The sequence below is a fragment of the Floridaenema aerugineum BLCC-F46 genome, from assembly GCF_041929345.1.
GTDB classification, from domain to species: Bacteria; Cyanobacteriota; Cyanobacteriia; order Cyanobacteriales; family Aerosakkonemataceae; genus Floridanema; species Floridanema aerugineum.
In genome coordinates this window covers 1-24879 of the sequence record NZ_JBHFNQ010000066.1, presented here as the reverse complement: position 1 = coordinate 24879, position 24879 = coordinate 1, and the positions used below count along the sequence as shown (strand labels likewise).

The following is a 24879-nucleotide window of genomic DNA, read 5'->3' as shown; positions in this document are numbered from 1 at the left end:
CGCTAAGCCAGTATTTAATCTTCTGTTTCTGTTGTGGACTCAGTTTTAGATAAATCTTCCTTGATCTTTTTACTGTATTTCCTGAGTCCGTGCTTTCTACAGGAGAAGATGTGAAGGATTGAGAGTAAATCTTGGGTAAGTTCGGATTCTGGGCAGTGTACAGTTTGGTCGAGAACCACGATTTCTCCACCGTTTTGCTTGACCATGTACTCGATAAGTTCAAAACCTTCTACTTGTTGATAGCCTTCTACGGTTGTTCCTAGTAAATTCAGTATAGTGCTTAATGGGGACTTGATAACCTGAACTACTTTTTTAACAGAGATTTCCTAACATATTTTACCTCTGTCTTTATTTAAAATAGTTTCAGCTTAATTTTAAATTTTGTAACCTTTGTCCACTAACCTTTTCAGCCGTTTTACCCTCACCACCTTTACCCTCCTATAAGCCAAATTAATCACACCATCTACGGAAGAACCAATTAACTAGACCTTTCCTTATTGATCACAATTTGGTACTTTTTTTTCTACAAGGGGTCTGTTTTCAATAAGCAATGATTTTTTTGACCGGAGTTGTGCCGCGAAACAATTTGTCTATATTGGTTTAGGGGCGCTTGTTGCCCCTGAAGCCACCCTCCCCTTCAATTAGAGTCTTGAGTGCTGTAAAGAAGTCGCAGCGCTCGCCCGAAAGCAGCACTCGTAAGTTATAATGAAAAAAATCGCTATTGATTGCGTTTTGAGTACTATTTAGCTATATGATAAAGTAAAAATATTATAACTTGTGTAAGCTCAACAACTAATTTGTATGACCAAAACATCTTTAAAGGAGTTACCTTTACCAACACAGCCTTCTGAAGAATCTAGAACTTCCCAGATGTCTCCAGCTGTGTTGGCGTATATAGCTGAATTTTTTAAAGTTTTATCAGAAGTCAGCCGATTACAAATTGTTTGCTGTCTCAAATCTGGAGCGAAAAACGTTACTCAGATTATAGAGGAAACTAACTTGGGGCAAGCTAATGTGTCCAAGCATTTAAAGCTGTTGGCTCAAGCAGGAATTGTAGCTCGTACTCAGGTTGGAGTGAGCGTTTATTACGAAATTGCCAATCCTTTTCTATTTGAACTATGTGATTTAGTATGTGAGTCTCTACTGTCCCAACTAGAAAAGCAAAACCAGCAACTAAAACAATTTAAAGTTTTGTAATAAATAATTTAGTGCAATTCAATTATATAGCGTTTTTCTGTTGGATAGGCTATACAAACTTTCTCTAAAGTAAAGTTTTTGGTATTCAAAAAAAACCTTACCCAATTGAGGATGGTAGATTGCTACCATGCTTGCCATCACGCAGAAGGAGGAAATAAAAAATATGGCGAAAGTGATTGTGATTGGCGGGGGGCTAGGGGGACTTCCTACTGCTTACGAACTGCGACATCTGCTGCCAAAAGAGCATCAGGTGACATTAATTTGTGATCGCCCCCTATTTACTTTTGTTCCTGGGTTGATCCGAGTGGCACTCAACCTTAACAAGCTAGAAAATATCCAATTAGATTTGGCTAAATTAACCAAGCGGTATGGAATTAAATGGATATTAGGAAAAGTTACAGATTTTAACCCGGAAACTAAACAAATTACAGTTGATGAAAATCAGATAGTTGACTATGATTATGTAGCGATCGCCACAGGTGCTTCATTTGCTTTTGATGCGGTACGAGGACTAGGGCCAGAAGCAGGTTATACACACTCAGTCTGCACGCCAAATCATGCTTTAGAGGCACGAACAGCTTGGCTAAAATTCTTAGACAATCCTGGCCATTTGGTGGTAGGAGCAATGGCAGGGGTTAGTTGTTTTGGGCCAGCTTACGAGTTTTTGTTAATGGCAGAAAGGGAATTGCGACGCAGAGGTTTGCGGGATAAAGTATCGATTACTTTTATCACACCAGAACCTTATCTGGGACACTTAGGTTTAGATGGTTTAAGTAACTCTAGAGAGTTAACTGAAACTTTAGTAAAAAAAAGAGGAATTGAAATAGCAACTAACGCTGAAATTATTTTTGTTGATGCCGAGACGATCGGATTAGCTGACGGGCCTAAAATTCCGTTTAAATATGCCATGATTTTGCCAGCTTTTCGAGGAGTAAAGTTTATCGAAAAAGTACCTAGTTTGGCTAATGAAAAAGGATTTATTCCCATATTACCTACTTACGAACATCGGCAATTTTCTTCAGTTTATGCTCTTGGAGTGAGTGTAGCATTGCCGGAAACTAAACAAGATTGTGGGTTAGGATTACCGAAAACTGGACAAATGACAGAAGCAATGGGATTAGCAGTAAAACATAATATTGGTGTGAGGTTAGGTGTGATCGCAGACAATTTAAAAACTCCTACTTTGGAAGCAATTTGTTTGGCTGAATTTGGCAACACAGGTATTATATATGTTGCAGCACCCGTATTACCAGATGCACAAACAGGTAAACGACGTTATGCCTATGCTTTGCAAGGATATTGGGTGAACTGGGTAAAAGCAGGATTTGAGCAGTATTTTCTGCTAAAAATGAAATTAGGATGGGGCTTGCCTTGGTTTGAAATTTTAGGCTTACGAATTTTATTCGGATTATCACTGCTGAAAAATTGTGATGGAGTTCAAGAAAAGGCAGTGAATAAAAGTTGATATAGGAAAAAATCTTCACTTTCAACTAATTAATCACTGCTATTTGACACTTGTTCAAAGTCCTAGTTTTGTTAAAATAGATTTGGGGGAAACAATATGCTTATTAATTCCCAGTTTACTTGGTTTAATTCCTAAAGCCAAGCCGATAATTTCTGTGATATAGAGAATTGGCAGATTGTAAGAAACATTGTACTTATTCTCAATATCTGGTTGCCTTAGTTCCAGGTTAGTTGCACACAACGGACAAGCCAAAACAATACAATCTGCACCTAGAGATTTTGCTTCATCTAATAGGTTCTTAGTTAAATCAAAAGCTACATCTTGCTTCGCTACCAGAATTGGGCCACCACAGCATTTTGTTTTTGACCGAAAATCAACAACTTCCGCTCCACAAATTTGAGATAATTTATCCATTGACATCGGAAAAACAGGAGAATCCCAACCTGTAATATCTGCTGGTTTAGTCAACAAACAACCATAGTAACAAGCAACTTTCAAACCTCTAAGAGGTTTTTTAATTCGGGTAGCGATATCTACATCATTAGCCAAAACATCAACTACATTTCTAACTCTAATATTGTAGTCAGAAACCGCTATTCCCATCTCGGAAAGAATTGCAGTAATTCGCTGTTTTTCTGTTTCGTTTTCTAATGCTTTTACTGCTCTAGCTGATTTATTATAGCAACCGGAACAAGATGCTAAAAGATCGAGATTTTGCTTTTGTGCTAAGGCGACATTTCTAGCAGCTAAAGCCATACCAACATCGTGAGAAACCCCAGCTGCCACCGAACCTCCACAACAAGACCAATCCTCTAGTTCCCTGAGTTCAATTGCCAGTTCTTCCATTACCACTTTTGTTGAAATATCGAATTCTTTAGCAGTGGTATGAAGGCTACATCCCGGATAATAAGAATATTTCATTTTTTACCTGCCTTTTTTAATGCTTCGCTAAATTTTTGGGGTTCTTTGACTTTGGCAGGAAAGGGCGACATCTTGCCTTTAAGAGCTAATTTAATTCCCAATTCTGCTTGTTCGAGCATGGCTTGTAAACCGCCGTATTTCTGCATTAATTCTGGTTCAAAGAGGATGCCTCGTTTCTGAACTAATTCGACAAATATTTGGTTGAATCTAGTAGAATCGTTTTCGATTCCTTGGCGAATTGCGATCGCCTTAACTGCTTCAATCACATCGGAAGGACGCACCCCACGCGGACACCGAGAAGTACAGGTGTAACAAGAAGTACATAACCACAAAGAGTTACTTTTAATTACCTTTTCCCATTCGCCTCTTTGTACCATTAAAACTAGGGTTCTAGGTGACATATCCATCCGGTCAATATTGGTACAGCCACCGCTACAAGTACCGCACTGCATACAACTTGCGATCGCCGCACCTTCGCCACCTTCTGCAATTACTTTATCAAGAAACTCTCGATTCATTTTATCACCATCAAGTTGGCGATCGACTTTCAAACCAAACAAAAACTTTTTATTTTTAACTGCCATTGCTTTCAACCTTACTTAACTGAAGCTGCCATTTCTGTTAGTAACTGACCATTCAGAGATGATTCAAAAAGTTGATTACTAACTAAAAACCCTGCAATTTCTGCTGCTGCTGACCTGCCATCAGTAATTGATTCTACAATTGCTTTTGGCCCGGTTGCTGTCCCTGCTAGAAAAATACCTTCTCTCGGAGAAGCATTATTGGAATATTGTTGATGTGCAGTGGTGTAAAAGCGATCGCAGCCAACACTTAAACCAGCCACTTCTGCTAATTCAGCATTACCTTCCATTCCTACCATTAATACCAAAAGATCAACACTTAACCGCATCGGTTTTGCTGTTAAAGTATCTTCTAAACGTAATAATAAACTGCCATCATTTTTCTCGCCAGCTTCAGAAAGACGACCACGAATAAATTGTACGCCAAACTTTTCTTGCGATGTGCGATACAGTTCCTCATAACCACGACCAAACACCCGAATATCCATGTAAAGGCAGTAAATTTCGCAGTCGGGGTTTTGTTCTTTAATCTCGATCGCAACTTTAATTGCATTGGTACAACAAACTCGCGAACAGTAATTATTATTTACCTTCTCATCACGAGAACCAACACAATGTACCATTGCCACTTTCTTCGGCGCTTTCCCATTTCTAGTTTTCACACTTTGCGCCTTTAGCATTGCATCTAATTCTACAGAAGTGATGCAATTGTCATAAATTCCATATCCATATTCTTCTTTAAAAGCAGCATCAAAATGTTTAAATCCAGTTGCTACTAAAATCGCCCCAGCATTTATTTCTTCACCCGTCGATACAGTCACTTTAAAATTAGGTGCTGATCCAGAAATTTCAGTTACAGTCGTATTATTTAAAATTCGTGTTTTGCCTAAGCCTTGCTTCAAATTAGTAATGATTTCCGAAGCATCGGTAAAATCAGGGAATACTTTATACCACTTGTTTAAATGTCCCCCAACTTCGGGTTTTTTCTCAACCAAAACTACATTATATCCAAAGTCTTGCAACTTTCCTGCTGCTGCCATTCCCGCAGGGCCACCACCAATTACCACAACTTTTTTGTCCATTTTTTTTACCTTTAAGGTTGATTTTGTGTAAGTTAAATGATGAGATTCTCAATTAAAGGCTATTGCAAAAGTAAGGATACAAATATTTCCTTCTTTTGCCTTATACCTTCTTCTTTAAAATGGCCTTCTGCGTTCTTCGGCAGTCTTGGATTTGTCGTAAGGAATGCCAATTTTATCTAGTAAAGGCTCGATCGGAACCACTTTGGCATTCAATCCGCAATCTTTGAAGGGGTCATATCCTAACATTAACCCAGTTAACTGTGCATAATCAAGGATGCTAACGTTAAATTCCTCTTCTAAAACTTCTTTAATTGTTCCTTGTTCAGCATCCAAAAATACCGTACATCCAGGACAATTAGTGAGGATTAAGTTACAATCTGGGTGCGCTTCTTTAAGACTTTTCATTTTTTTGTAGACGCTACTTGCGGTGTAGTCTCTGTTTTCAGGAAACGCACATTGCCGAAAACCCATGCCGCAGCAATGTCTGCGTTCTGGATAATCAACAATTTCTGCACCGAAAGCTTCCAATAATCCTACTAAAACTTGAGGAAATTCTGCACCACCCATTGCTTCACCTGGAAAAATTTTTCCGTAGTGGCATCCAATATGATCGACTGCTTTGATACCTTTCAAGCTATATTTGGCTTTTTCTGCCAGTTTATACCGATTGGCAAAAAATACGTCAGAAGCATGAACAACAGAAGGTCTACCACCAGAAACATGAGGAATCCAAAATTCTCGTCCAGTCGTTTCTTTTAAAGTTTTTTCGGTGTATTCTCGTAACTCCGGTTCTTCTTCCCAAAGTTTGATCATTTCTGTGTAATTAGCAAAAGAAGTAACACAGAATGAAAAGAGATTTTCAACGCCTAATTCGTGATGTGCAAGCGAAAAATTTCTGGCTGCAACTACCATTTGAGTTTCTAAGTTTGACACATCTCCGTGATAGCCGATCGCACCACAAGAAGTATGTCCTGGTGCTTCTCGTAAATCCATTCCCAAATCATTTTTTAAAATTTTATAGGCGATGCCTTCGGTATATGGTGCGGCACTTTGGAGAAAACAACTGCGGAAGCAACCCCACAGTTTTCCGCCTTCATCATCTACGGTTGGAACCTGCTTTTGATGTCTTTGCCATGCTATATTTTTTCTGGCTACTTTCATGAATTTTTCTCCTTATTTGTTTTCTTTAATTTCGTAGTTTCTACTATCAGCAGTTTCTAACCAGTTTTGCCAGTATTTTTCCACTTCTTCTTTGCTGCCGAGTTTCTTTTCCATGCCTTTTTCTACGGCTTCCATTAGATCGATCGCACCCGTAACTTGATAAATTGCCCGCAATTCTTCCATGTCTTTTTTGGGAATAACTCGATGTGAACCTGGGCTATTTTCCAAATTCATCGGCACGTCCCACCACTGGCGCATTTCTTCTCTATGTTCGTAATAGTATTCCCAGTTTTCACCAAGTTCAGGAAAATGTGCCGGAGTGATATTTTCTGCTAACAAGGTATAGCCTCGTTTTAACATATTTTCTCCAAATACTCGCTTGGCAAATAACTGTTGTCTGCCTTTTTCTGATTCAGCAAAGTAACCGTAACGAACGGAAAGTCGGCGCAAAGCCAGAATTACTGAAGCGGTACTATTGCCTCTCGGACACCTAGTTTTACAGGAAAAACATTGCCCACAAAACCAAATTTTGTCTGACTTGAGTAATTCTTCAATTAGTTCGTCATTTTCGGATTGCACAATGTTCATGACTTCTCTGGGAGAGTAATCATTAAATTCTGCTGCTGGACAAACTGCTGTGCATACGCCGCAGTTTAGGCAGGCGTTCATACCATGCTGATACAAAAGGTCTTGTTTAAGCTCGTTAAATAATTTACCCATAGGGGATATCTCGTTATTTAGGCCTCTGGGTTAGGCTGTTTGTTTATAAATTTAGTGTATAACTATTTAGTTATATTGTCAATTAAAATTTTAATCTTTTTTTTTAGAAATAACTAAGCAAAAATACTCAATATTTTTCTCAAAATGTTGACAGAGGAAAGGCAAGGCTCTCCCGTAGTTGTGGTGATAAGGCAAGCTTATAATCTAGCTGCATCAAGGTTTTCTGTCCTTTTAAGCAAAAAGTGACGTATTAGTTGTCTGGTTGGATAAGGGTTGTGATTTAGATTTGGTGCTTTTGTTGGTAGAGGTAGGGTTTTGGATAACCAACGAGTCAGATTGCGCCAACTCGATGCGATCGCATTTTGTGCTTCTGGATGTAGTTGAATATCTCCATCTTGACGAATCTCTTTAATTTCCCCCGCATGACGAATTAAATTATCGGCTTGATGCTGAACTTTGTTCATCTTTTTTGAGCTTTTTTAGACTCAGACCCTTACTATATCAGGATTTCATCGTTATTTACCTATAGCTCTAACGAAATTAATTAATTAAACTTATCAACCTAAGTACGGAAGACCCCTAAACTTTAGGCAAATCCACCTTAAACACCTGGGAAATCGAAACTTCATGTGTATGCGTCACCACTACCACTACACCCAAACGCGGATCGTAACAACCTACCCAAGCAGCAGGGTGACATTCATGCACTAAATACCCATACAACCAAATTGGTGCTTTTCCTTCAATAACTATTCCTTGACTAAAATCAATGCCTGCTGGCAACTTCAATCCTTTGAGATCGGCAGGTGTAATGATGCCATTTTCGTTGGTAATTTCCAAACGTAAATGCTGATATGGCAACCCTGATTGTGTTTGATGCGGAACAACTTCCAGTTTAATCGCACTCATAATTTATTGTTGTTGATTGGACTATTCCTACTATCGTAGATGGTAAAATAGCAATATTCAATTGGTAAAACTCGATCTCTTTAGTTAGACAATAAATTACCCAAGCTGACCAGCCAGCAATTAACGCTTGGGGAATTGGTCTAGGTTGTCCAAAAACCCAAGGATCACAAGTTATTTCTAAATAAGGTTGTTCTTGGTGAATTATTTCACACTCCATTAGTTTACTAACTGCGGTTCTCTTGATTGTTGATTCTGGCTTGATTTAATTCTTCATGTATTTAGTTCTAATCGTTCAAAAATTGGTAAGGTATTTGCTTTGATTTCTCTGACTTTCAAAACTATTAGATATTCATAAAAAGCCTGTAGTAAGCACCAAGCTAAACCAGCCGAACCATCTAATAAACCACCCAGCAAAAAGTACATATAAATAAACCGTATCAAAGGTCTAAAAGGGAGACGCACAGATAAATTTTTTAAAGCTCGGCGTTTGGCTACTTCTGAGTTACCAAATAACAAATCTTGCCAATTGACTGTGCCATTCTCTAATTGTTGAAGAGTTTCAACTGCTTCATCAGTAGAGTAGCGATTATGCTTTTCTATCCAACGACTTAAGCCTTTGCTACAGGTAAAATGTGGATAACTTTCATTGAGGAAACTTACTAAACCCTGACAAACTTCTCTTTCTGCATGACCATAATCTGCAAACCAAACTTTATCTCTATGGAATAATCGCATTTGGTAGCGAGGATACTGGGTGCTGTGGCGAATCCAAGTCCCCATAAACATGACTCTTTCTGCTACATAGTAACCAACATATTTAGATGTTTTAATAGCTTGTAAACATTCTGCAAAGAGCAAAGGTGTCATTCGTTCGTCAGCTTCTAATATATAAACCCATTCGTATTTTGTCGGAACATTTTTTAACATCCAAGTTCGCTGTTTTCCATGAGTTTCAAATTGGTGCTGTACAATTTGGACTGGATAACGACTGGCGATTTTAATAGTGTTATCGCTACTATAAGAATCCACTACAATCACATCATCCGATAGGATTGCTGATTCAATGCAAGCTGCTATATCAATTTCTTCGTTGTAAGTCAGAATGTAAATAGAGAACATAGTTTTTCCTCGCGAATAAAGAAAGTTGTTATTTTTGGTGAGTCAATTCATTGTTAATAGGAACTACCAGTAGTGTAATTCCTTGAATACCAATAATATGAATAGTTTCTTCAGGAATTAGAGTTATTTCTCTATCACTTTCATGGAGTTTGGCAGGCCAATAAGTTCCTAAAAACTTAACTCTTCCTGATTGATTAGAAGTAATTCTTTCTTCCACCGTTCCAATTAAAGGTTCGGGAAACATTTCTATTTCGACTTTAACAAACAAGTATTTCATATTTTTAAATCCTTAACAAGCACCTGTTTGTCTAAGAATCAGAAAAACTGTTTGGATAATAATAACTAAGTCATACCAAGGATTCCATAATTTTTGGTAACGCAAATCGAGAGCAACAATAGCTTCAAAATCTTTGATTTTTGACCGACCACTAACTTGCCATTCACCTGTTAATCCTGGTTTGACATTCAATCTCTGCCAATGATGTTTACTATAGTGAATTACTTCATCTGTTGTGGGAGGACGAGTGCCAACTAAACTCATTTCTCCTGTGAGAACATTCCAAAATTGGGGGAATTCATCTAAACTGGTGCGACGTAAAAAGCGTCCAATTCTGGTAATACGGAGGTCATTTTCGTTTTTGAATATGAATCCTTTGGCTTCATTTTTGATTAATGCTTTGAGTGCATCGGCGTTTTTCACCATAGTCCGAAATTTGTAAATTCGGAAAGATTTACCATAGAGTCCGTAACGTCTTTGAGTGTAGAAAATTGGGCCAGGAGTATCTAATTTGATGGCAATGGCGATCGGGAAAAAAATTAAAGCTAAAATTAGTAATCCCACTAAACTACCGATAATATCCATCAACCGTTTAGAGATAGATTTAGTAGAAGGGTGAGGAGTCCTGAGCGATAATGATAATGTAGGCATTGGATTATTTACCTCAAGTTGAATGGATTTAAGCTTAACTACATTTTGTAGGGTGCCTCAGATAAAGTTATAAATTTAAGATTAAAATTTCGAGTGTCTGACGCACCTTACTGATCAATTCTCTAAGTTACACTTTAGTTAAGTTGTAAGAGAGAGTTCAGTCCTTTAAATTGGTAAGTTTGCAACCAACGACGCAGAGTTTTTGGGTTTTTCCCGATGGTTGCAGCTAAATTTGTGAGAGTGTTGACTTTACCAATTTTACAAAGATATAAAGCAACAATTTTTTCTTTGATATTTGGGCTTTGCTGTTGATTTAGCAGTGCAATTAGTTCTTGTGTTGTTTCAGAAATGTTGAGTTTTAGAGGTTTAGTCATACCGTTTGCCTTGAGGTAAAACTGATGTTTCTTGTTTAATTCAATGAAGAATGAATCAAATTTTGATTAGTTCTTCATTGAATCAAACTTGCTAATTTGTGTTCGCGTAGCGTTTCATTAGGTGTGTTGTATCTTCATAAGAGCGGAATTCTTTTTTTCTTTGAGCCGCCTTTATTCCCCAGCTTGCAGCTTTAGAAATTAAATCTTTGAAGGTTTCTCTGGCTCGTTTTTGTTGCCAAAAATATCCTTCTAAAGAAGTCGCATATAATGGAGGTAAACGATTGAGAGCATAAGCTATAGCATCGTTATTGTTAATAGATTCAGTGAGATGCTGGGGAAGGTTTTGTAGTTGTTGTTCTATTTCTTCAATTACCAGCAGTTCCATTGCATTATGATAAAGTGACACTGAGTTATTTGGATAATTCATAGGTGGAAAAACATGAATGGTAATAGTTGTAATGGAGGATTTGCGATCGCGTCAAGCATGGGTAGGATAATTAGATTTTGATGAGTTACCAGTGGACGAAATTCTACACATTATTATTGCGCGATTCAGCAAAACGGATGAAAAACGGCAGCAGGTTTTGGTATAATCGAAATTCCAGTTGAGGTTTGAATTATGCAACTTGAAGACTACTTCAATTTTTTAGCTCCTAACGATATTCGCATTAAGGGAACAAGGGTAGGAATTGAAACAGTTCTCTATGATTTTATTCATCGCAAGCGGCTACCAGAAGAAATTGCTCAGAGTTACCGCACTATAACATTGGAACAAGTTTACGCAACGATTCTTTATTACTTACACAACCAGGAAGCTGTTAGCAAATACCTGGCTGATTGGATGGATTTCGCTCATCAACAACGGAAGGCGCAAGAGTTAAATCCTCCACCTGCTTTAGTTTGGCTGCGGCAAGAATTAGCTAAACGCAAGCAAACATCTGAAGAACAGGTTGTAATACAAAAATAAATGTATGGCACTCCGCTATCTTTTGGATGAAAATATTGCACCTGCCTATCAAACTCAATTGCTAAGACGGAATCCCAGTTTAAATGTTTTATCAGTTGGAGATCCAGGTACACCCCCTAAATCAACGCTAGATCCAGATATTCTCTGTTGGTGTGAAGAACATGGTTTTCTACTGGTCACAAATAACCGTAGTTCTATGCCTGTACACCTAACAGATCATATAAATGAAGGTCGTCATGTGCCGGGAATTTTTATTTTGAATCCCAATATGAGTATGGGTCAAACGATCGACAACTTGATTGAGATTGCTGAGATTTCACCAGCAGATAAATATCAGGATTTAATTATTTATCTGCCAGCAATTTGAGGAGTGCATTAGCATAAAACCGATCGCATTTCGATAAATCCCCAAATCCGATAATGCTACGCATCGCTGGCGCGATCGCTATTCGTTCAGTAGGCATATTGCTTACAATTGAATTGGGCAAAAGATACCAAAAATGCCATAATAGTCAGGTGAATTCGAGATTGCTTATCATAAGGTACTAAGCAAAGATGGCTATTCAAAACGTAATTTCGGAACATATTGAAATCACTCCTGGTTTTTGTGGCGGTAAACCGCGTATTGCTGGACATCGAATTAAAGTACAGGATATTGTTATTTGGCACGAAAGAATGGGAATGTCTCCCGATGAAATCGTATCGCAATATCCTACAATTACTTTGGCTGATGTATATGCTGCTTTGGCGTATTATCACGACCATATCCAAGAAATCCGACAACAGATTGATGAAGATGAAAAATTTGTGCAGGAGTTGGAGGCTAAAACTCCTTCTTTGGTTCAGCAAAAACTAATGAACGTCGAACAAACTATTACTATTGAAAGCATAAGAAACATTTCAGGGGAAGATTTTTTGAGCTTGTTACGACAAAAATCTGCGATCACAGTGCAATTTCCTAACGGTGAATCGCTAATCGTACAAGCGAAAGTTGAACTAGCGCCATTACCCATATTGGATGGGCAGGGTGTACCAAAAGGATGGAAAGAGGAAATTTACAAGCATTGAAACAACAATATGGCAGCGAAATTAACTGTTGAATACGATCGCGTCGGTGATATTCTCTACATAAACAAATGCTCTCCTTATGCAGAACAAGAATCAGCAGAAATCGAATACGGAATTGTTGCTCGTCTTAATCCTGTGACTGAGGAAATTGAGAATTTGGAAGTGATGTTTTTCTCGAAGCGGTTTCAGGAAAGTAATGTGTTTGAACTACCAATTATGGCAGACTTACATCTTTCTGTGAAAGCTTAAGAATGGGTTTGGAATTGAGGTGAGGCGATCGCATAGAATTTATTTGAAGTAGCGATCGCATTTCAATTAATTCCTAGTTGGCAATAGCTTTTTCACTCTCCATTGACAGATCGATCGCTATTCTCTCTTTCCAAAATCTGATCGACTTTGTTCTCAATTGCTGTTAGCTTTCGCAGAATCGTAGGACGATCTTGGTCGAGAGAAGTCAGCAGATTAGCAATATCTATAGTTGCTTGACGCTTATCATGCGATCAGCTAACATTAAGACAGTTGATTGTGGCATAAGCAACAGAAAAACTAGATGATTTTGCAGAAACAATTGCGATTTTATCTGGATATCGCAATCTCTTCAGATGGCAAATCTGCTACCTGTTTGAAATGTTGCCTGATTCGCTTTAGCACATCTTCCGAATCGCTTTGAACATCATAAGCAGAACTATCAACAGCTTCGATAATAATCCAGGGATTGAGACGATCGTTTCGGTAGCCGATAAATACACCGTCAATTACCTGAGTCAAATTTTCTGCTAATTGCAACAAAACTTTTCCAGGCAATCTCGCTTTGCGATCGGCAATTTCATGTAATTTATCGGCAGCAGTGCCAAAACATTCTACTGCTGAAATTTCCCATTCTGTATCTTCGATAAAGTCGCCGATTTGGTAAAGGATATCGACTAAATTTATGGCAAGGAAATTATCCTCTGTGCGATCTGTAATGGTGACACCACGCATAATTTCTCCTATTATGGTTCTAAAGGTTCTGGCCCACTTCTGATGAATCCAGAGCGAGGCCCAATATTGGGGTCGTTGACTGCAAAGCGGTGCTGATGGGGTGGCCCCGGATGACCCGGACGAGGTGTGCCGCTACCGGGAAAGGCGGGATTAGTGAAATCTAGATCGCGCACGGGGAACCTATCTGCATCATACTCCCGCCTTTGGTAAATGCGGTTGTTCGTAGTGTCCCAGCGCAACACAGAATGAGGGCCGATCGCGGCGGGGTCTGGGCCAGAAATGCGGGGCGGTTTCTGACCCCTAAGCACAGCTGTTCCGTCTGCGTACAGTGAGTGAATTGGCAATCTGCTGGCATTTGACATTCCCCGATTTTAAGGTGAATGGCGATCGCACTTCGATGAATCCCCAAATCCGATCGCATTTTGATTAGTTCCAAGTAGGCGATCGCATTTTCATCAATTACTTACAACTGAATGCAAAACTTTTTGTGCCCGGTGACGTTTCCACATTGAACGAAAACCGAAAGCACTAAGTACCAATAAACCTAACGTAGAAGAAGGTTCGGGAACACGCTTAGAACCAGGGCCAGATAAGGGTGCTATATCATCAATATGCGTATCTAAAAATGGGGTAGCAACAAAATTACCAGCTGCCCCTACCTGACCGCTAGCAGCGTAATCCATGAATACTAAATTGCCGTTAGCAGCATCGGCAACAAATAAGTGTCCGTTACCATCAGCAGTACCGCCATCTAAAAAGACTGATGTTGGTAAAGCGTAGTCAGAAATTGCTCCGGTTTTCGGATCGACTTGGGTAATATGATTGTGGCGGAACATAATTAAATCTTCCGTGAATGGATCGAAAATCATTCCGTGAGCAGAAGGGATATTACCTAAGAGGCGTTTAGTAGTAAAAGTATTCAGGTCAATAATGCCAAAACTGCCATTTACGTCATCTCCACCAGCTGTGTAATAAGCTGTACCAGCGTTATCAAAAGCAATAGCAGTGATGAATTTATCGTCACCTGTGAGAGGGCGTGGAATCGCATTACTAAAAGGAGTCAGAGGAATTTCTGCTAAGGGTGTATTTGTTCCAACAGGCCCCTCAGTGCCTCCCCAAACTTTCTGACCGCTTGGGTCAAGCGCCAGATGTAAGGCATTTGTACCTACGGCCGACGAAGAGAGAATAGCACCGTTATCTGGGTTAACCTTTTGAACTTGTTGACCTACACCTACAATTAAATCTCCGTCCGGGGCAAATACCATTCCGTCTCCTGCACCACCGTTGGCGATACTTATACGGTTTCCCAGAGTCAAAGTATGAGCAATATCATCGTAGTTGTAAACCGCCTTTTTAACGCTAGTGGGATTTGTTGGATCAGTGAGGTATCTGGTATAGAAAAGGTCGCCAGAAAAGGTAGCGGCTAATGTTGCTGATGAGGTAGTTACAAGAGAAGCTGTTACTACCAATCCTTTGAGAATTAGTTTCTGTAAATTAATCATTTTGCTTATTATCAAACTCCTTTCTCCGAAAAAGAGAATGTTTTGTGTATTCGGTAAAAATTGAAAAACCAAGCAAATCCAGCTGATAGCAACAAAACCAGCATCAACCAATCACCCCGTCGCACATAAAGAGTCTGATTTTCGCGTCGATAAATTGTTGCCGCATGAACTTCGTAAGTATTTAGCTCAGACAACCATTCAGTTCTGCCGTGAGGGTCAACAATAGCCGAATAACCCGTATTCGTAGCCCGTACCGCCCAGCGGTTTGTTTCAATTGCCCGCATCACATCTTGTGCATGATGCTGAGACGGCATTGCCCAACTGTAATGAGCATCATTAGAAGATGTAAGGATAAACTCACCACCAGCAGCTGCTTGAGTGCGGAAATGTTCGGGAAACGCTGAATCAAAACACACGCCGACTATTGCAGGACCAAAAGGCGTATCGAACTTCTGATTTGGCTTACCTGCCACCATCAAAGCTTTATTCGGCGATAACCGCAGTTGTACTAAAAATTTCTCAAAGGGAAGTGACTCTCCCAAAGGCACTAAATGCACCTTATCATAGCGGCTAAAGATTTCCCCATTTTTTGAGAGAGTAAACAAGCTAGTCGTCAGTGCAGGTGGCAAATCTTCCCCAACCTCTTGGGTTCCATAAGCTCCCAACCAGGCAACAACTCCCCACTTGCGGACAGCTTGGTAAAAAGAATTGTGTACTCGGCTTGAGTCTGTCCACAGAAATGGTAAAGCGACTTCTGGAGTTAAAACTGCATCCATGCCTTGAGCAGCCAAACTCTCATATCCTGCTGTATAGCCTTCTATAGCGCGATTGAAACCCTCAGAGTAAAGCTTAATTTCATTAGGAACATTGCCCTGAATGATACCTACTTTTAATGCTGTTTCAGGTACTTGAATCAAAGGACGACTATACAGCCCAAAACCTATAGCGTGCAATAAAAAATAACAAACAACAGGCCAGAAAAAGAGCCGCACATTCAGAGACATTTTGCAATTATGGCTTTTTAGCCATGCTTCGGCAATCAGACCATTTACTGCTACCAAAGCTGCTGTCACTGTACTAGGACCAGAAATTTGACCCAAGTGCAAAATTGCTAAATTGTGGGGACTCTGAGTATAAGAAATAGAAGTCCAGTACAGTGGCCCATTGCTCCAAAAGCTCTCCAAACCACACCACAAAGCTACCCCGACTAAGATGCGAACCCAAGCAAGAGATTTACGACAAATTATCGTCATTCCCCAGATCCAAACTGTCACTAACGCCGCTCCCCATAGCGTGACTAAAGTCCAGCAAAACAGAGCAATTAGCAAACTGATTAGCCAGGGAATTCCCATCCAAGTCATCGGGTGAATCCCCATAATCCAAGACAGCGCTAAACCGTGATATCCAATTCCCCACGCCAGAGAATATGAAATTTGGGATTTGGGATTTGGGATGGGGCTAGCATCTACAACCAATACCCAGAGGGGAACTAATGCAACCCACGCTAGGGGCCATGCTGATACTGGCGCGGTAGTCATCCCCATCAACAAGCCGCCGCTGAAGACTAACCCCAATCGACGGCTAGCAGCCCAGCTAATCTCAGCCATTGCTGAAAACACTCTTAGCTAATTTCCTTTGGCGTTTCACTAGCGCAGCAGCACCAATAGCACCAAACGCCAGAATGCTCAAGCCACCAGAAGGTTCGGGAATAGACCTTAATTGTTCTTCTGTGGGTTGGAATATCTCTAAATCTGCCATAGTAAAATCGGCTGTTGGTGTGTTGAAATCCAGCATCAGCGGGAATGGATTCTCACTTAATGGATCGACTAACGGATCGATTCCAGTAATGGCGAATTCACTTACACCGTGACCGAGTAAATCAACAAAATTTACTTTTTGACCAGGACTGAATTGACCAATTACGGTATCTCCAACTGAGACGGTGAACAAGTTATCAGCATCTATTCCTGTCGGGAAATCCATAATTTCAGTAAACAGAGAATTTGAATCTGGACTCATGCTGTAGACAAACCCAGAAGCAGTTGGTGGATCGAACCAAAGCCGGGGACTTTGCCTTAAAAAGCTAAACAATGTCCGCCCTGTGCGGAAAAAAGTCCGCCCTGCCTGAAAAAAGCTTCGCCCTGTTGTAAACACCTGACTTCCCTGTTGCACCAGTTGCACTAAGGTTGGCAGAATCGCTGTCGATTGCGTAGAACCGGGCGGTGGTGGTGGTGGTGGCGGTGGCGGTGGTGGTGGTGGTGGCTGCCATCCACCGCCACCCCCTGCATTTGCTGGTAAAACGCTACTCATCGTCACACCAGTTAGAACCGTCAGCGCCAAGCAAGTCTTAAAAACGTAGCGTAGTTGCATATTGATCTAAACTCCCACAAAATATCGGTTTTGACAGTAAGGATGTTTTGCGGATCGATCGCACTCCTCCCAGAAGATCGATCGCTCCTCACTTCACAGTTCACTTTCAATGTGAGCTTGTAAATTACTTTATCTCACTTAAGTATAAAAGTCAAGTGACAATACGCAATTTCAGCAAGGATTTTTAGTGAAGTTTTGTAAAAAGCTTATAGCTTAAGTGAAAATCTAGATTAGACAAAACTCACTTAAGGATATACAATGAAGTATCTATAATAAAGGGGAGCGAATAGCTGTGATTCCCCAGGAATTTCTGAGGACGGTGGCAACTGAACATGGCGTATCTAACACTGAATTAACGGTGTTGTCGATGGCGTTGGATGGGAAATCGATTCTAGCGATCGCCACCCAACTCGAAATCACGCCGGAAGCAGTGCGGAAAAGATTAGGCGAAGTTTACAAAAAATTTCGCATTGGTGGCGCAGGGCCAGGAAAATTGGCTAAATTGCAACAAATTCTTATATCTCTCTACCAAAAAGGCTCTATTCAGGTTAATTTGAGCAAAACGATTCAGGAGGATAACGCAGAAATACTCACCCAACCTTGCCAAGATTGGGGAGAAGCGCCAGATGTGTCAATTTTTTACGGTCGTGAAGAAGAACTCACTAAACTAGAACAATGGATAGTGAGCGATACGGCTAACGCCACGCTGCGCGACCGCTGTCGTTTGGTAGCATTACTGGGAATGGTAGGGATTGGGAAAACGGCGCTGTCAGTAAAATTAGGACAAAAACTTCAAGAACATTTTGATTATGTGATTTGGCGATCGCTACGTCATCCCTTACTCCTCGAAGATTTGTTAGGAGATATTCTGCCGATACTTTCTCCCAAACGAAACCTTGAGTTAGGGAATTCAGAAGATAGAATTAGCCAAATTTTAGAGATTTGCAAAACTTCTCGTTGTTTAATTATTTTAGATAACTTGGAAACCATTTTGCGATCGGGAGATTTCGCCGGACATTACGAAGAAAAGTATAAAGAATATAGTGAACTCCTGCGGCGAATAGGCGAAGAACCTCATCAAAGTTGTTTGATTGTTACCAGTGTGGAAAAACCGAGAGAAGTTGCTTTCCAAGAAGGAGAAAGTTTACCTGTTCGTTCCTGGCAAGTAGCAGGATTAAATGAAGCTGACGCTGGAGAAATACTCAAAGCTAAGGGATTATCCGATTCTACTAAATGGGGAATGCTGATTAAACTTTATCGTGGCAATCCTCTAGCATTAAAGATAGTTTCGACGACAATTCAAGAAGTATTTTGTGGTAGTGTTGTGCAATTCCTCAAACAACGACCGACTTTAGTTTTGCGAGATATGCGGAATTTAATTGAGGAAGAGTTTGAACGATTGTCGGAATTAGAAAAAGAAATTACCAATTGGTTAGCAATTTCCGATCATCCAGTTTCCCTGAAAGAACTACAAACAAATATGTGGATCTCGGAATCAGAGTTGAAATTATTTGAAGCATTGGAATCTTTGGGGAGGCGATCGCTAATTGAAAAAAGTATCGCAGGTTTTACCTTACCTCCAGTCGTCATGGAATATGTGAAAAACCTTTTAGTTGAGCAGAGTGCAGAAGAAATTATCCAAGCAATGAAAACTGGAGACTTTAAAAGGATGGAAATTATTAAACATTATTGTTGGACTTTGGAAGAAGAAGATAAAACTCAAAAAGAAGGTGAAAGCTTATCAATGATGCAACAAATTTTAGAAGTCCTGCGTAAAATAATTAGAAATCCTCGGAGTTTACGAGAACAACTAAATAACGTTCTCTCGGAAATTTCCAAAAATTCACCTTTAGAGATCGGATATGCAACCGATAACCTGGAAGCAATAATTAAAGAATTGTCAAGTAATTAATATTGGGTAAACTTAGGCATCTATTATGAGTTATTGCTTAAATCCCAAGTGTAAGGAGCCATCCAATCCGAAAAATGCCAATAGGCTATGCTGCATTAATTGTGGTGCAGAATTAATTTTACAGCAACGATATCGGGTGATTCGTCGTTTGGGTAAAGGGGGATGTGGAGAAATTTTTGAAATTGATGATAACGGCAAGAGAAAAGTATTAAAACGCCTATTTCACAAAGATAAAAAACTGATTGCTTTGTTTGAACAAGAAGCAAAAGTTTTAAGCAAATTACGACATCCGGGAATTCCTAAAGTAGAATCTGATGGATATTTTCAATACCAAATAGATGGCAGTAAAAATGCGATACACTGTTTGGTAATGGAGAAAATTGAAGGATTGAATTTAAGTGAATGGTTAGAAAAACAGAATCATCAACCAATTTCTGAAAAAAAGGCGATCGCTTGGTTACACCAACTAATTGAAATCCTCGAAAAATTGCATCAAGAACAATATTTCCACCGCGACATTAAACCGACAAATATTATGTTGCGAAAATCTGGTCAATTGGTATTAATTGATTTTGGTACTGTGCGGAAAATAACTGACACTTACCTGGCAAAATTAGGGGGGAATCAAGAATTAGTAACTGCTGTTCTTAGTTATGGCTACACACCATTAGAACAAATTAATGGAAAACCTTTACCTCAATCGGATTTTTTTGCATTAGGGCGGACATTTGTCTATCTTTTAACTGGAAAAGAACCAAGCGAATTTGATGAAGATGAACATCTGAGATTATTATGGCGAGAAAGTGCAATTAATATTTCTCAGCCATTAGCCGATCTAATTGATTGGTTAATGGAACCTTCACGATTTCAACGTCCAATAAATACAGATATTATCCGCCAATACTTGCAAGCTTTAGAATCTGGTAGCTTGCATCAATTACAAGAGTTTAAAAAGCTTTCTCTGCAAAAACAAAAGCGATATTTTTCCGCATTCACAACTTTTTTTGAGTTACCAAAACTGCAATTAAATTGGAAAATTTTCATGTTATCCAGTCTGACTGTGACTGGTTTAATTATGGGTGTGCGGTATTTAGGATGGTTGCAAAATTGGGAGTTGTCAGCGTTCGATTGGTTGATGCGATCGCGTCCCGGAGAAGTGATAGACTCCCGGCTTTTAGTAATAGAAATAACTGAAGAAGATATTAAGAAATATGTAGGCGATCGCTATAAAAAGTATTCTATTAGAGATGCAACTTTAGCAAAAGTAATTGAAAAACTACAAAAATATCAACCAAGATTAATTGGTTTAGATCTGCACCGCTATCAACCTCGTCCACCAGGACGAAAAGAATTCATTGAGCAATTGCAAAAAAATAAAAATATATTACTTGTCTGTTTTTCTCAAGCTTCTATAAATCAATATAAAGATTTTTTACCCTTGCCTGAATTACAGCATCAAATTCAGGAAAAATTTGGTTTTAGTGATTTAGAAAATAATGATCCAGATAAATATGTGCGTCGGCAAATTCTACATTTTGATTCCGATTTAAATCCATACATTTCAAATTGTACAACTCCTTATAGCTTGAGTTTTTATTTAGCCAAACGGTTTCTTGAAATTGAAGGAATAACCTTGAAACTTAACCAAAATGAAGAATGGCAAACTGAAAAAGTAGTCTTAAAAAAACTAGCAACTCGTACAGGTGGCTATCAAAACTTAGACGGAAAGAGCAACCAAATTTTAATTAATTATCGTTCTCCTTGGGGACAAGAAAAAATTGCTAAATCTCTCTCTTTGACACAACTTTTAGAAGCTGAAACAGATAGTCAACTCAAAGAATTAGTAAACAATAAAATCGTCTTAGTTGGTTATACTGCTCCCATTGCCAAAGATGATTTTAACACTCCTTATGGTCGTATTCCCGGCGTTTGGGTTCATGCTCATCAGTTGAGCCAAATTATCAGTGCTATAATTGATAATCGACCATTATTATGGGTTTTACCACAATGGGGTAATTTTCAATGGGGAGATTTCATTTGGGTAGCAATTTGGTCTCTAATAGGTAGCCTATTAGTCTGGAAACCCCGTTATATCTATATTTTATTCTTTTTTAACAGCCTTGCCATTTTGCTATTGTATCAAATTGCTTTAACTACTCTGACTTACGGCGGCTGGCTACCCTTTGTTCCTTCCGTATTATCTCTGTTTTCTACTCAAGGTCTGATAATTTATATTAGCTATAGGAAAACACATTTTTAGTCAGTTTTTCCGAGTAGAGCATCTATGCTGATTAACTTATTAAAACTTGGAAAGCTTATACTAGCGATTTTCCTACCTATTGCTAGTATTTTGCTTGATTTTACACCAGTAAAAACTTTGGGTCAGAGTTACTATCCTAGCAGTTCAGTAGCAAATAATTCCAAACAGCAAGTTAATGAGAACACACCCCCAACGTCCGATCCAAGAAGAGCAGGAGGTGGAGAAAATACACCTCCGCCGCCTGGTCAAGGAAGACCCGGTGGCGGATTAAGTGGTAGTGAGTCATGCAGAAAAACAGATAAACCACTGACAGCTTTAGTACCGCTAAATATTCAACAAAGATTAACAACTTCAGAACATCCAACTTTTTGGTTTTACATTCCCTTTACACCTGATGAAATTCAATCAATAGAATTTTCACTGCACGATCGCGACGAAAATACAATTTATCGAACTTCTTTTGTTCCCAGCAAGACACCAGGAATTATTGGCGTTCGTTTACCTTCTGTGCCAAAATATGCACTTCAACAAGGCAAATATTACCATTGGTACTTAATAGTTAAATGCAAATCAGATAGTAATTCTAACCCTGGATTATCAGTTAATGAGTGGGTACAAAGAGTTGCATTACCAAATACTTCTACTAACCAAATTAACCCCGATATTTGGTATGATTCCTTAACTCAATTAGCTGAACTGCGCCGTAATAATCCAGAGGATAAGGAGATTCAACGCCAATGGATTAACTTATTACAATCTGCGAAGTTAGAAAATATAGCAGAAGAACCAATTGTTGAAATAATCCAACTTCAGGAAAACCAATAATTATAGCTATGCTATAACCAGTTACCGACTAATACATAAGGTGCCCAAACATTAGGAGATTTATATTGCTCAAATAAGGCTTTTTGAGCAATATTTAATGCTTCTGCTCTTGAGATACCTTTAGATAATTCTTCATAAAATCTAGCCATTAGTGCGGTATTGGCTACATCTTGTGCTATCCATAAACTTGAGATGGTGCTGCGTGCGCCTGCTCCGATCGCAATTCCAGCTAATCCTAAAACGGCTCGATTATCTCCTTGTGCAGTGTAACAAGCACTCAAAACTAATAACTCTATTTCTCTAGGTTTACTTTGGGTGTTAGTTTCAATTAATCGAGCTAAATCTGTTGCTTTTAATAGTTGATTGTAGGCTACAATAAAAGTGCGATCGGGAGTTGAACTAAATTCTCCGTGAGTTTTAATGTGAATTATCGAAAACTCTTCAGAGGCTAGCAATTTTTCGATATTTGATTTAGTAAAATTATTGTTAATTAAATCTCTAATTGGGTCAATATTACTTTTGATTTCATTTAACTCAGCTTCAAAATACTCGATTTTCTCAAATTCTTTGCCATCAATATTTTGTGCTTCGCCAACTCCGCCTAGAAAAACTTTTAATTTACGGCTTAAAGGTTTGGGTGTAAAAAGTTCTATTCTGGGAGAAATAGCGATCGCATACTTCTCCATCAAATAGTTTTTTCCATCAGACAAAACTGCCATTGGAATATTTCTTAAGTACCCATCCAAGACAAATACTAACGTCTTAATTGATTGATTATTACTCAGAATTTCATCAAACGGCTGAATTAACCATTGATAAACTTTTTGGGAATTGATAACCACCTCATTTTTGCGATTAGATGCTGTTAGATCTGTTCTTAACTCTTTGAGAATTCTTTCTATTTCTTGTCGATCGAGCAGAGTTTCGTGATACGATAAATCCTTACCTGGTAATTGCAAAATAACCGCTAATCGTCGATCTAAAATAATCGGATAAATTATAGCAGCTTTTGGATCTACTACCTGATTAGTAAACACTGATGGAGCTAGATTAGTGCAGCCAAGCAGGTTTTGAATTTCTGCTAATTGTAGTCCATCAATATTTTCAATTGCTAACTTGAGATTTTCTTGACTTGGTTCCTTTTTTCCTGGTTCTGGTTGCAACAATAAATCAACTAACTGGCGATACACAGGTTCAACATCATCACGAAAAGAAAATTGACCTTCTGGATTGATAGCAATAAGATTTTTTCGTAATATATCTAATGAATTAATAGCTGTCTTGTAAGCTGCAATTGTTTTCGCTTTTTCCCCTTGAATATTGTATAATCTTCCTAACTGCCATTGCCATTGATAAGCAATATCCCAGGCTTGTTCTAATTGAGCTATATTTAAAGCTTGATTAGTTAACTTAATTGCTTCTAATGGTTGTTGATTTAACTCATATAATTTGCCTAAATATCCGAGAGTGTATGCTTCTAATCGCTGATTATTTAAATTTCGGGATTGTTGTAAAGCTGTTTCTAAAATTTGATAAATCTCTTTTGATTCAGGAGTATATTTATTTGAACTTTGATAAAGCTTGAGCAGACTATTAGCGAAGTTAATTCTCGCTGCAACAGCTATGTGATTAATGGGGATTTCATTGAGACTTTCGCGAATTTTTAGCCATATTTCCACTTCAGAACTTTCAGGATTTTCACTAAACAGGTAAAGTAGATTTAGTTGGGCTTGTAGTTTTATTAGCGGACTGGGATTATTTTTCAGGACGGTTTGATAAAAGTTTAGAGCTTTTTTAATCTCTTCCTTAGCTTGCTTTTTTTCACCAACTGATTCGGCTCGTTTTGCTTGAGCAACAGCGGTATTACCTAAACTTAATTGAGCAGCATTAGCATTTTCGGGAGACTGTAAACTTACGGCTATTTTCCAACTTTCTTGTAAAATTTTTTCTGACTCAATCAAATTACCTGTAACTCGCCAAACATCACCCAAGTTACGCTTTGCCAGAACTTTTAATAAAGAATCGGGTTGACTTTTGAGAGATTCTTGGATTTTGATTAATAACTTTTCGGCTTCCTGATATTTTCCTAATGCTTGAAGTGCTTGTGCTTGGTTAATTTGACTACCAATTACACCATTTTCATCCTTAGCTTTATGATATGCGATTTCTGCTTGTTGCCAACTTTTTAATGCTGCTTCTGCTTCCCCTTGTTCGAGTTGTTTTTTTCCGGTTTCATTCCAAGTGATAGCGGTTTGTAAAAAGGTGGAATTTGTGGGAAATGCGATCGCCTCTCCAGCCATTAACATTCGCGGAATAATCTGTGCTACACTCACAGTAACAACTAGTGACAAAATCGCTAAAATTAAGAATTTTATTAATAACTTTTTCATTTGCAGCTACCAGGTAAAAGTATAAAATTAGCTGGTGTAACAGGTGTTTGAGCAGTTAAAATTATTTCACCATTTTCTCCCCTTATCCAACCTTGCGCCTCCACAATTTCAGTTTTTTGTAGTTCATTTTGCGATCGATAATTGTTA

General features: G+C 38.8%; 27 protein-coding genes and 2 pseudogenes. 9 read left to right on the top strand and 20 right to left on the bottom strand.

Annotated elements, in window-relative coordinates; all coding sequences use genetic code 11:
• Positions 1–14: 14 nt before the first annotated feature.
• Positions 15–203, bottom strand: a pseudogene (locus tag ACE1CC_RS36750) (IS607 family transposase); the annotation flags it as partial.
• A 598-nt stretch (positions 204–801) separates the two neighbouring features.
• Here ACE1CC_RS36750 and ACE1CC_RS09150 point away from each other — a divergent pair.
• Together ACE1CC_RS09150 and ACE1CC_RS09145 are read left to right on the top strand one after the other, a co-directional pair.
• Positions 802–1197: an ArsR/SmtB family transcription factor gene (locus ACE1CC_RS09150; RefSeq protein ID WP_413270156.1), complete on the top strand. Its 396-nt coding sequence runs from the start codon at positions 802–804 to the stop codon at positions 1195–1197.
• Positions 1198–1360: 163 nt separating this feature from the next.
• Positions 1361–2662 (top strand): NAD(P)/FAD-dependent oxidoreductase, encoded by a 1302-nt coding sequence (locus ACE1CC_RS09145; protein WP_413270155.1) that lies wholly within the window; start codon positions 1361–1363, stop codon positions 2660–2662.
• A gap of 54 nt (positions 2663–2716) precedes the next feature.
• On the opposite strand, the gene ACE1CC_RS09140 is transcribed toward ACE1CC_RS09145, so the two are convergent.
• From ACE1CC_RS09140 to ACE1CC_RS09080, 13 genes are all read right to left on the bottom strand, one after another.
• A complete protein-coding gene (locus tag ACE1CC_RS09140; RefSeq protein WP_413270154.1) occupies positions 2717–3583 on the bottom strand; it encodes a CoB--CoM heterodisulfide reductase iron-sulfur subunit B family protein in 867 nt (288 codons plus the stop codon).
• The gene (locus ACE1CC_RS09135) at positions 3580–4167 is read right to left on the bottom strand and encodes a 4Fe-4S dicluster domain-containing protein (RefSeq protein WP_413270153.1); all 588 of its coding nucleotides are present in this window, start codon (positions 4165–4167) and stop codon (positions 3580–3582) included. Before ACE1CC_RS09135 ends, ACE1CC_RS09140 begins: the two co-directional genes overlap by 4 nt.
• A gap of 11 nt (positions 4168–4178) precedes the next feature.
• On the bottom strand, positions 4179–5246 hold the full coding sequence (locus ACE1CC_RS09130; RefSeq protein WP_413270152.1) for an FAD-dependent oxidoreductase: 1068 nt from the start codon (positions 5244–5246) through the stop codon (positions 4179–4181).
• 114 nt (positions 5247–5360) lie between these two features.
• Positions 5361–6407 carry a heterodisulfide reductase-related iron-sulfur binding cluster gene (locus tag ACE1CC_RS09125; protein ID WP_413270151.1) on the bottom strand — a complete coding sequence of 349 codons (1047 nt, stop codon included), beginning with the start codon at positions 6405–6407 and terminating at the stop codon, positions 5361–5363.
• A 12-nt stretch (positions 6408–6419) separates the two neighbouring features.
• Entirely contained in the window at positions 6420–7127 is a 708-nt protein-coding gene (locus tag ACE1CC_RS09120; protein ID WP_413270150.1) for a 4Fe-4S dicluster domain-containing protein, read from the bottom strand.
• A 197-nt stretch (positions 7128–7324) separates the two neighbouring features.
• Positions 7325–7591 carry a hypothetical protein gene (locus tag ACE1CC_RS09115; protein ID WP_413270149.1) on the bottom strand — a complete coding sequence of 89 codons (267 nt, stop codon included), beginning with the start codon at positions 7589–7591 and terminating at the stop codon, positions 7325–7327.
• 115 nt (positions 7592–7706) lie between these two features.
• The gene (crn3, locus tag ACE1CC_RS09110) at positions 7707–8036 is read right to left on the bottom strand and encodes a CRISPR-associated ring nuclease Crn3/Csx3 (protein WP_413270148.1); all 330 of its coding nucleotides are present in this window, start codon (positions 8034–8036) and stop codon (positions 7707–7709) included.
• Positions 8023–8253 (bottom strand): hypothetical protein, encoded by a 231-nt coding sequence (locus ACE1CC_RS09105; RefSeq protein ID WP_413270147.1) that lies wholly within the window; start codon positions 8251–8253, stop codon positions 8023–8025. The genes crn3 and ACE1CC_RS09105 overlap by 14 nt, the downstream gene beginning before the upstream one ends.
• A 53-nt stretch (positions 8254–8306) precedes the next feature.
• Positions 8307–9155 carry a glycosyltransferase family 2 protein gene (locus ACE1CC_RS09100; RefSeq protein ID WP_413270146.1) on the bottom strand — a complete coding sequence of 283 codons (849 nt, stop codon included), beginning with the start codon at positions 9153–9155 and terminating at the stop codon, positions 8307–8309.
• A gap of 28 nt (positions 9156–9183) precedes the next feature.
• Entirely contained in the window at positions 9184–9432 is a 249-nt protein-coding gene (locus ACE1CC_RS09095; RefSeq protein WP_413270145.1) for an NfeD family protein, read from the bottom strand.
• A gap of 12 nt (positions 9433–9444) precedes the next feature.
• Complete coding sequence (locus ACE1CC_RS09090; RefSeq protein WP_413270144.1) at positions 9445–10083, bottom strand: sugar transferase; 639 nt, start codon at positions 10081–10083, stop codon at positions 9445–9447.
• A gap of 134 nt (positions 10084–10217) precedes the next feature.
• Positions 10218–10457, bottom strand: coding sequence for a hypothetical protein (locus ACE1CC_RS09085; RefSeq protein WP_413270143.1), 240 nt, complete (start codon positions 10455–10457; stop codon positions 10218–10220).
• Between the two features lie 91 nt (positions 10458–10548).
• Entirely contained in the window at positions 10549–10884 is a 336-nt protein-coding gene (locus ACE1CC_RS09080) for a late competence development ComFB family protein (protein ID WP_413270142.1), read from the bottom strand.
• Between the two features lie 192 nt (positions 10885–11076).
• Between ACE1CC_RS09080 and ACE1CC_RS09075 the strand changes: the two genes are divergently transcribed.
• The 4 genes and pseudogenes from ACE1CC_RS09075 (at position 11077) to ACE1CC_RS09060 (ending at position 12741) form a co-directional block, all read left to right on the top strand.
• Positions 11077–11424, top strand: a complete 348-nt coding sequence (locus ACE1CC_RS09075) for a DUF433 domain-containing protein (protein WP_413270141.1) — start codon at positions 11077–11079, stop codon at positions 11422–11424.
• A 4-nt stretch (positions 11425–11428) separates the two neighbouring features.
• Positions 11429–11791: a DUF5615 family PIN-like protein gene (locus tag ACE1CC_RS09070; protein ID WP_413270140.1), complete on the top strand. Its 363-nt coding sequence runs from the start codon at positions 11429–11431 to the stop codon at positions 11789–11791.
• A 188-nt stretch (positions 11792–11979) separates the two neighbouring features.
• Positions 11980–12279: pseudogene (locus tag ACE1CC_RS36745) on the top strand (DUF433 domain-containing protein); the annotation flags it as partial.
• 222 nt (positions 12280–12501) lie between these two features.
• Positions 12502–12741: a DUF2283 domain-containing protein gene (locus ACE1CC_RS09060; RefSeq protein ID WP_413270138.1), complete on the top strand. Its 240-nt coding sequence runs from the start codon at positions 12502–12504 to the stop codon at positions 12739–12741.
• A gap of 327 nt (positions 12742–13068) precedes the next feature.
• Here ACE1CC_RS09060 and ACE1CC_RS09055 read toward each other — a convergent pair whose 3' ends face one another.
• From ACE1CC_RS09055 to ACE1CC_RS09035, 5 genes are all read right to left on the bottom strand, one after another.
• Positions 13069–13473, bottom strand: coding sequence for a hypothetical protein (locus ACE1CC_RS09055; protein ID WP_413270137.1), 405 nt, complete (start codon positions 13471–13473; stop codon positions 13069–13071).
• Between the two features lie 11 nt (positions 13474–13484).
• Positions 13485–13835, bottom strand: a complete 351-nt coding sequence (locus tag ACE1CC_RS09050; protein ID WP_413270136.1) for a hypothetical protein — start codon at positions 13833–13835, stop codon at positions 13485–13487.
• Between the two features lie 93 nt (positions 13836–13928).
• Complete coding sequence (locus ACE1CC_RS09045) at positions 13929–14975, bottom strand: NHL repeat-containing protein (protein WP_413270135.1); 1047 nt, start codon at positions 14973–14975, stop codon at positions 13929–13931.
• Positions 14976–14986: 11 nt separating this feature from the next.
• The gene (gene lnt / locus ACE1CC_RS09040) at positions 14987–16582 is read right to left on the bottom strand and encodes an apolipoprotein N-acyltransferase (protein WP_413270134.1); all 1596 of its coding nucleotides are present in this window, start codon (positions 16580–16582) and stop codon (positions 14987–14989) included.
• Complete coding sequence (locus ACE1CC_RS09035; RefSeq protein ID WP_413270133.1) at positions 16575–17345, bottom strand: hypothetical protein; 771 nt, start codon at positions 17343–17345, stop codon at positions 16575–16577. Before ACE1CC_RS09035 ends, lnt begins: the two co-directional genes overlap by 8 nt.
• A 292-nt stretch (positions 17346–17637) precedes the next feature.
• Here ACE1CC_RS09035 and ACE1CC_RS09030 point away from each other — a divergent pair, with 292 nt between their 5' ends.
• The 3 genes from ACE1CC_RS09030 to ACE1CC_RS09020 are packed head-to-tail and all read left to right on the top strand — an operon-like array spanning position 17638 to position 22342.
• Complete coding sequence (locus ACE1CC_RS09030; protein WP_413270132.1) at positions 17638–19257, top strand: NB-ARC domain-containing protein; 1620 nt, start codon at positions 17638–17640, stop codon at positions 19255–19257.
• A gap of 25 nt (positions 19258–19282) precedes the next feature.
• Positions 19283–21517 carry a CHASE2 domain-containing protein gene (locus ACE1CC_RS09025; protein ID WP_413270131.1) on the top strand — a complete coding sequence of 745 codons (2235 nt, stop codon included), beginning with the start codon at positions 19283–19285 and terminating at the stop codon, positions 21515–21517.
• 24 nt (positions 21518–21541) lie between these two features.
• Entirely contained in the window at positions 21542–22342 is an 801-nt protein-coding gene (locus ACE1CC_RS09020; RefSeq protein ID WP_413270130.1) for a DUF928 domain-containing protein, read from the top strand.
• A gap of 11 nt (positions 22343–22353) precedes the next feature.
• Here ACE1CC_RS09020 and ACE1CC_RS09015 read toward each other — a convergent pair whose 3' ends face one another.
• Positions 22354–24732, bottom strand: a complete 2379-nt coding sequence (locus ACE1CC_RS09015; protein ID WP_413270129.1) for a CHAT domain-containing protein — start codon at positions 24730–24732, stop codon at positions 22354–22356.
• Positions 24733–24879: the final 147 nt, after the last annotated feature.

What these genes read in the sequence shown, in the direction of transcription:
- ACE1CC_RS09150 (WP_413270156.1), top strand. Translation starts at nt 802, where the DNA reads ATGACCAAAACATCTTTAAAGGAGTTACCTTTACCAACACAGCCTTCT.
- ACE1CC_RS09145 (WP_413270155.1), top strand. Translation starts at nt 1,361, where the DNA reads ATGGCGAAAGTGATTGTGATTGGCGGGGGGCTAGGGGGACTTCCTACT.
- ACE1CC_RS09140 (WP_413270154.1), bottom strand. Translation starts at nt 3,583, where the DNA reads ATGAAATATTCTTATTATCCGGGATGTAGCCTTCATACCACTGCTAAA.
- ACE1CC_RS09135 (WP_413270153.1), bottom strand. Translation starts at nt 4,167, where the DNA reads ATGGCAGTTAAAAATAAAAAGTTTTTGTTTGGTTTGAAAGTCGATCGC.
- ACE1CC_RS09130 (WP_413270152.1), bottom strand. Translation starts at nt 5,246, where the DNA reads ATGGACAAAAAAGTTGTGGTAATTGGTGGTGGCCCTGCGGGAATGGCA.
- ACE1CC_RS09125 (WP_413270151.1), bottom strand. Translation starts at nt 6,407, where the DNA reads ATGAAAGTAGCCAGAAAAAATATAGCATGGCAAAGACATCAAAAGCAG.
- ACE1CC_RS09120 (WP_413270150.1), bottom strand. Translation starts at nt 7,127, where the DNA reads ATGGGTAAATTATTTAACGAGCTTAAACAAGACCTTTTGTATCAGCAT.
- ACE1CC_RS09115 (WP_413270149.1), bottom strand. Translation starts at nt 7,591, where the DNA reads ATGAACAAAGTTCAGCATCAAGCCGATAATTTAATTCGTCATGCGGGG.
- crn3 (WP_413270148.1), bottom strand. Translation starts at nt 8,036, where the DNA reads ATGAGTGCGATTAAACTGGAAGTTGTTCCGCATCAAACACAATCAGGG.
- ACE1CC_RS09105 (WP_413270147.1), bottom strand. Translation starts at nt 8,253, where the DNA reads ATGGAGTGTGAAATAATTCACCAAGAACAACCTTATTTAGAAATAACT.
- ACE1CC_RS09100 (WP_413270146.1), bottom strand. Translation starts at nt 9,155, where the DNA reads ATGTTCTCTATTTACATTCTGACTTACAACGAAGAAATTGATATAGCA.
- ACE1CC_RS09095 (WP_413270145.1), bottom strand. Translation starts at nt 9,432, where the DNA reads ATGAAATACTTGTTTGTTAAAGTCGAAATAGAAATGTTTCCCGAACCT.
- ACE1CC_RS09090 (WP_413270144.1), bottom strand. Translation starts at nt 10,083, where the DNA reads ATGCCTACATTATCATTATCGCTCAGGACTCCTCACCCTTCTACTAAA.
- ACE1CC_RS09085 (WP_413270143.1), bottom strand. Translation starts at nt 10,457, where the DNA reads ATGACTAAACCTCTAAAACTCAACATTTCTGAAACAACACAAGAACTA.
- ACE1CC_RS09080 (WP_413270142.1), bottom strand. Translation starts at nt 10,884, where the DNA reads ATGAATTATCCAAATAACTCAGTGTCACTTTATCATAATGCAATGGAA.
- ACE1CC_RS09075 (WP_413270141.1), top strand. Translation starts at nt 11,077, where the DNA reads ATGCAACTTGAAGACTACTTCAATTTTTTAGCTCCTAACGATATTCGC.
- ACE1CC_RS09070 (WP_413270140.1), top strand. Translation starts at nt 11,429, where the DNA reads ATGGCACTCCGCTATCTTTTGGATGAAAATATTGCACCTGCCTATCAA.
- ACE1CC_RS09060 (WP_413270138.1), top strand. Translation starts at nt 12,502, where the DNA reads ATGGCAGCGAAATTAACTGTTGAATACGATCGCGTCGGTGATATTCTC.
- ACE1CC_RS09055 (WP_413270137.1), bottom strand. Translation starts at nt 13,473, where the DNA reads ATGCGTGGTGTCACCATTACAGATCGCACAGAGGATAATTTCCTTGCC.
- ACE1CC_RS09050 (WP_413270136.1), bottom strand. Translation starts at nt 13,835, where the DNA reads ATGTCAAATGCCAGCAGATTGCCAATTCACTCACTGTACGCAGACGGA.
- ACE1CC_RS09045 (WP_413270135.1), bottom strand. Translation starts at nt 14,975, where the DNA reads ATGATTAATTTACAGAAACTAATTCTCAAAGGATTGGTAGTAACAGCT.
- lnt (WP_413270134.1), bottom strand. Translation starts at nt 16,582, where the DNA reads ATGGCTGAGATTAGCTGGGCTGCTAGCCGTCGATTGGGGTTAGTCTTC.
- ACE1CC_RS09035 (WP_413270133.1), bottom strand. Translation starts at nt 17,345, where the DNA reads ATGCAACTACGCTACGTTTTTAAGACTTGCTTGGCGCTGACGGTTCTA.
- ACE1CC_RS09025 (WP_413270131.1), top strand. Translation starts at nt 19,283, where the DNA reads ATGAGTTATTGCTTAAATCCCAAGTGTAAGGAGCCATCCAATCCGAAA.
- ACE1CC_RS09020 (WP_413270130.1), top strand. Translation starts at nt 21,542, where the DNA reads ATGCTGATTAACTTATTAAAACTTGGAAAGCTTATACTAGCGATTTTC.
- ACE1CC_RS09015 (WP_413270129.1), bottom strand. Translation starts at nt 24,732, where the DNA reads ATGAAAAAGTTATTAATAAAATTCTTAATTTTAGCGATTTTGTCACTA.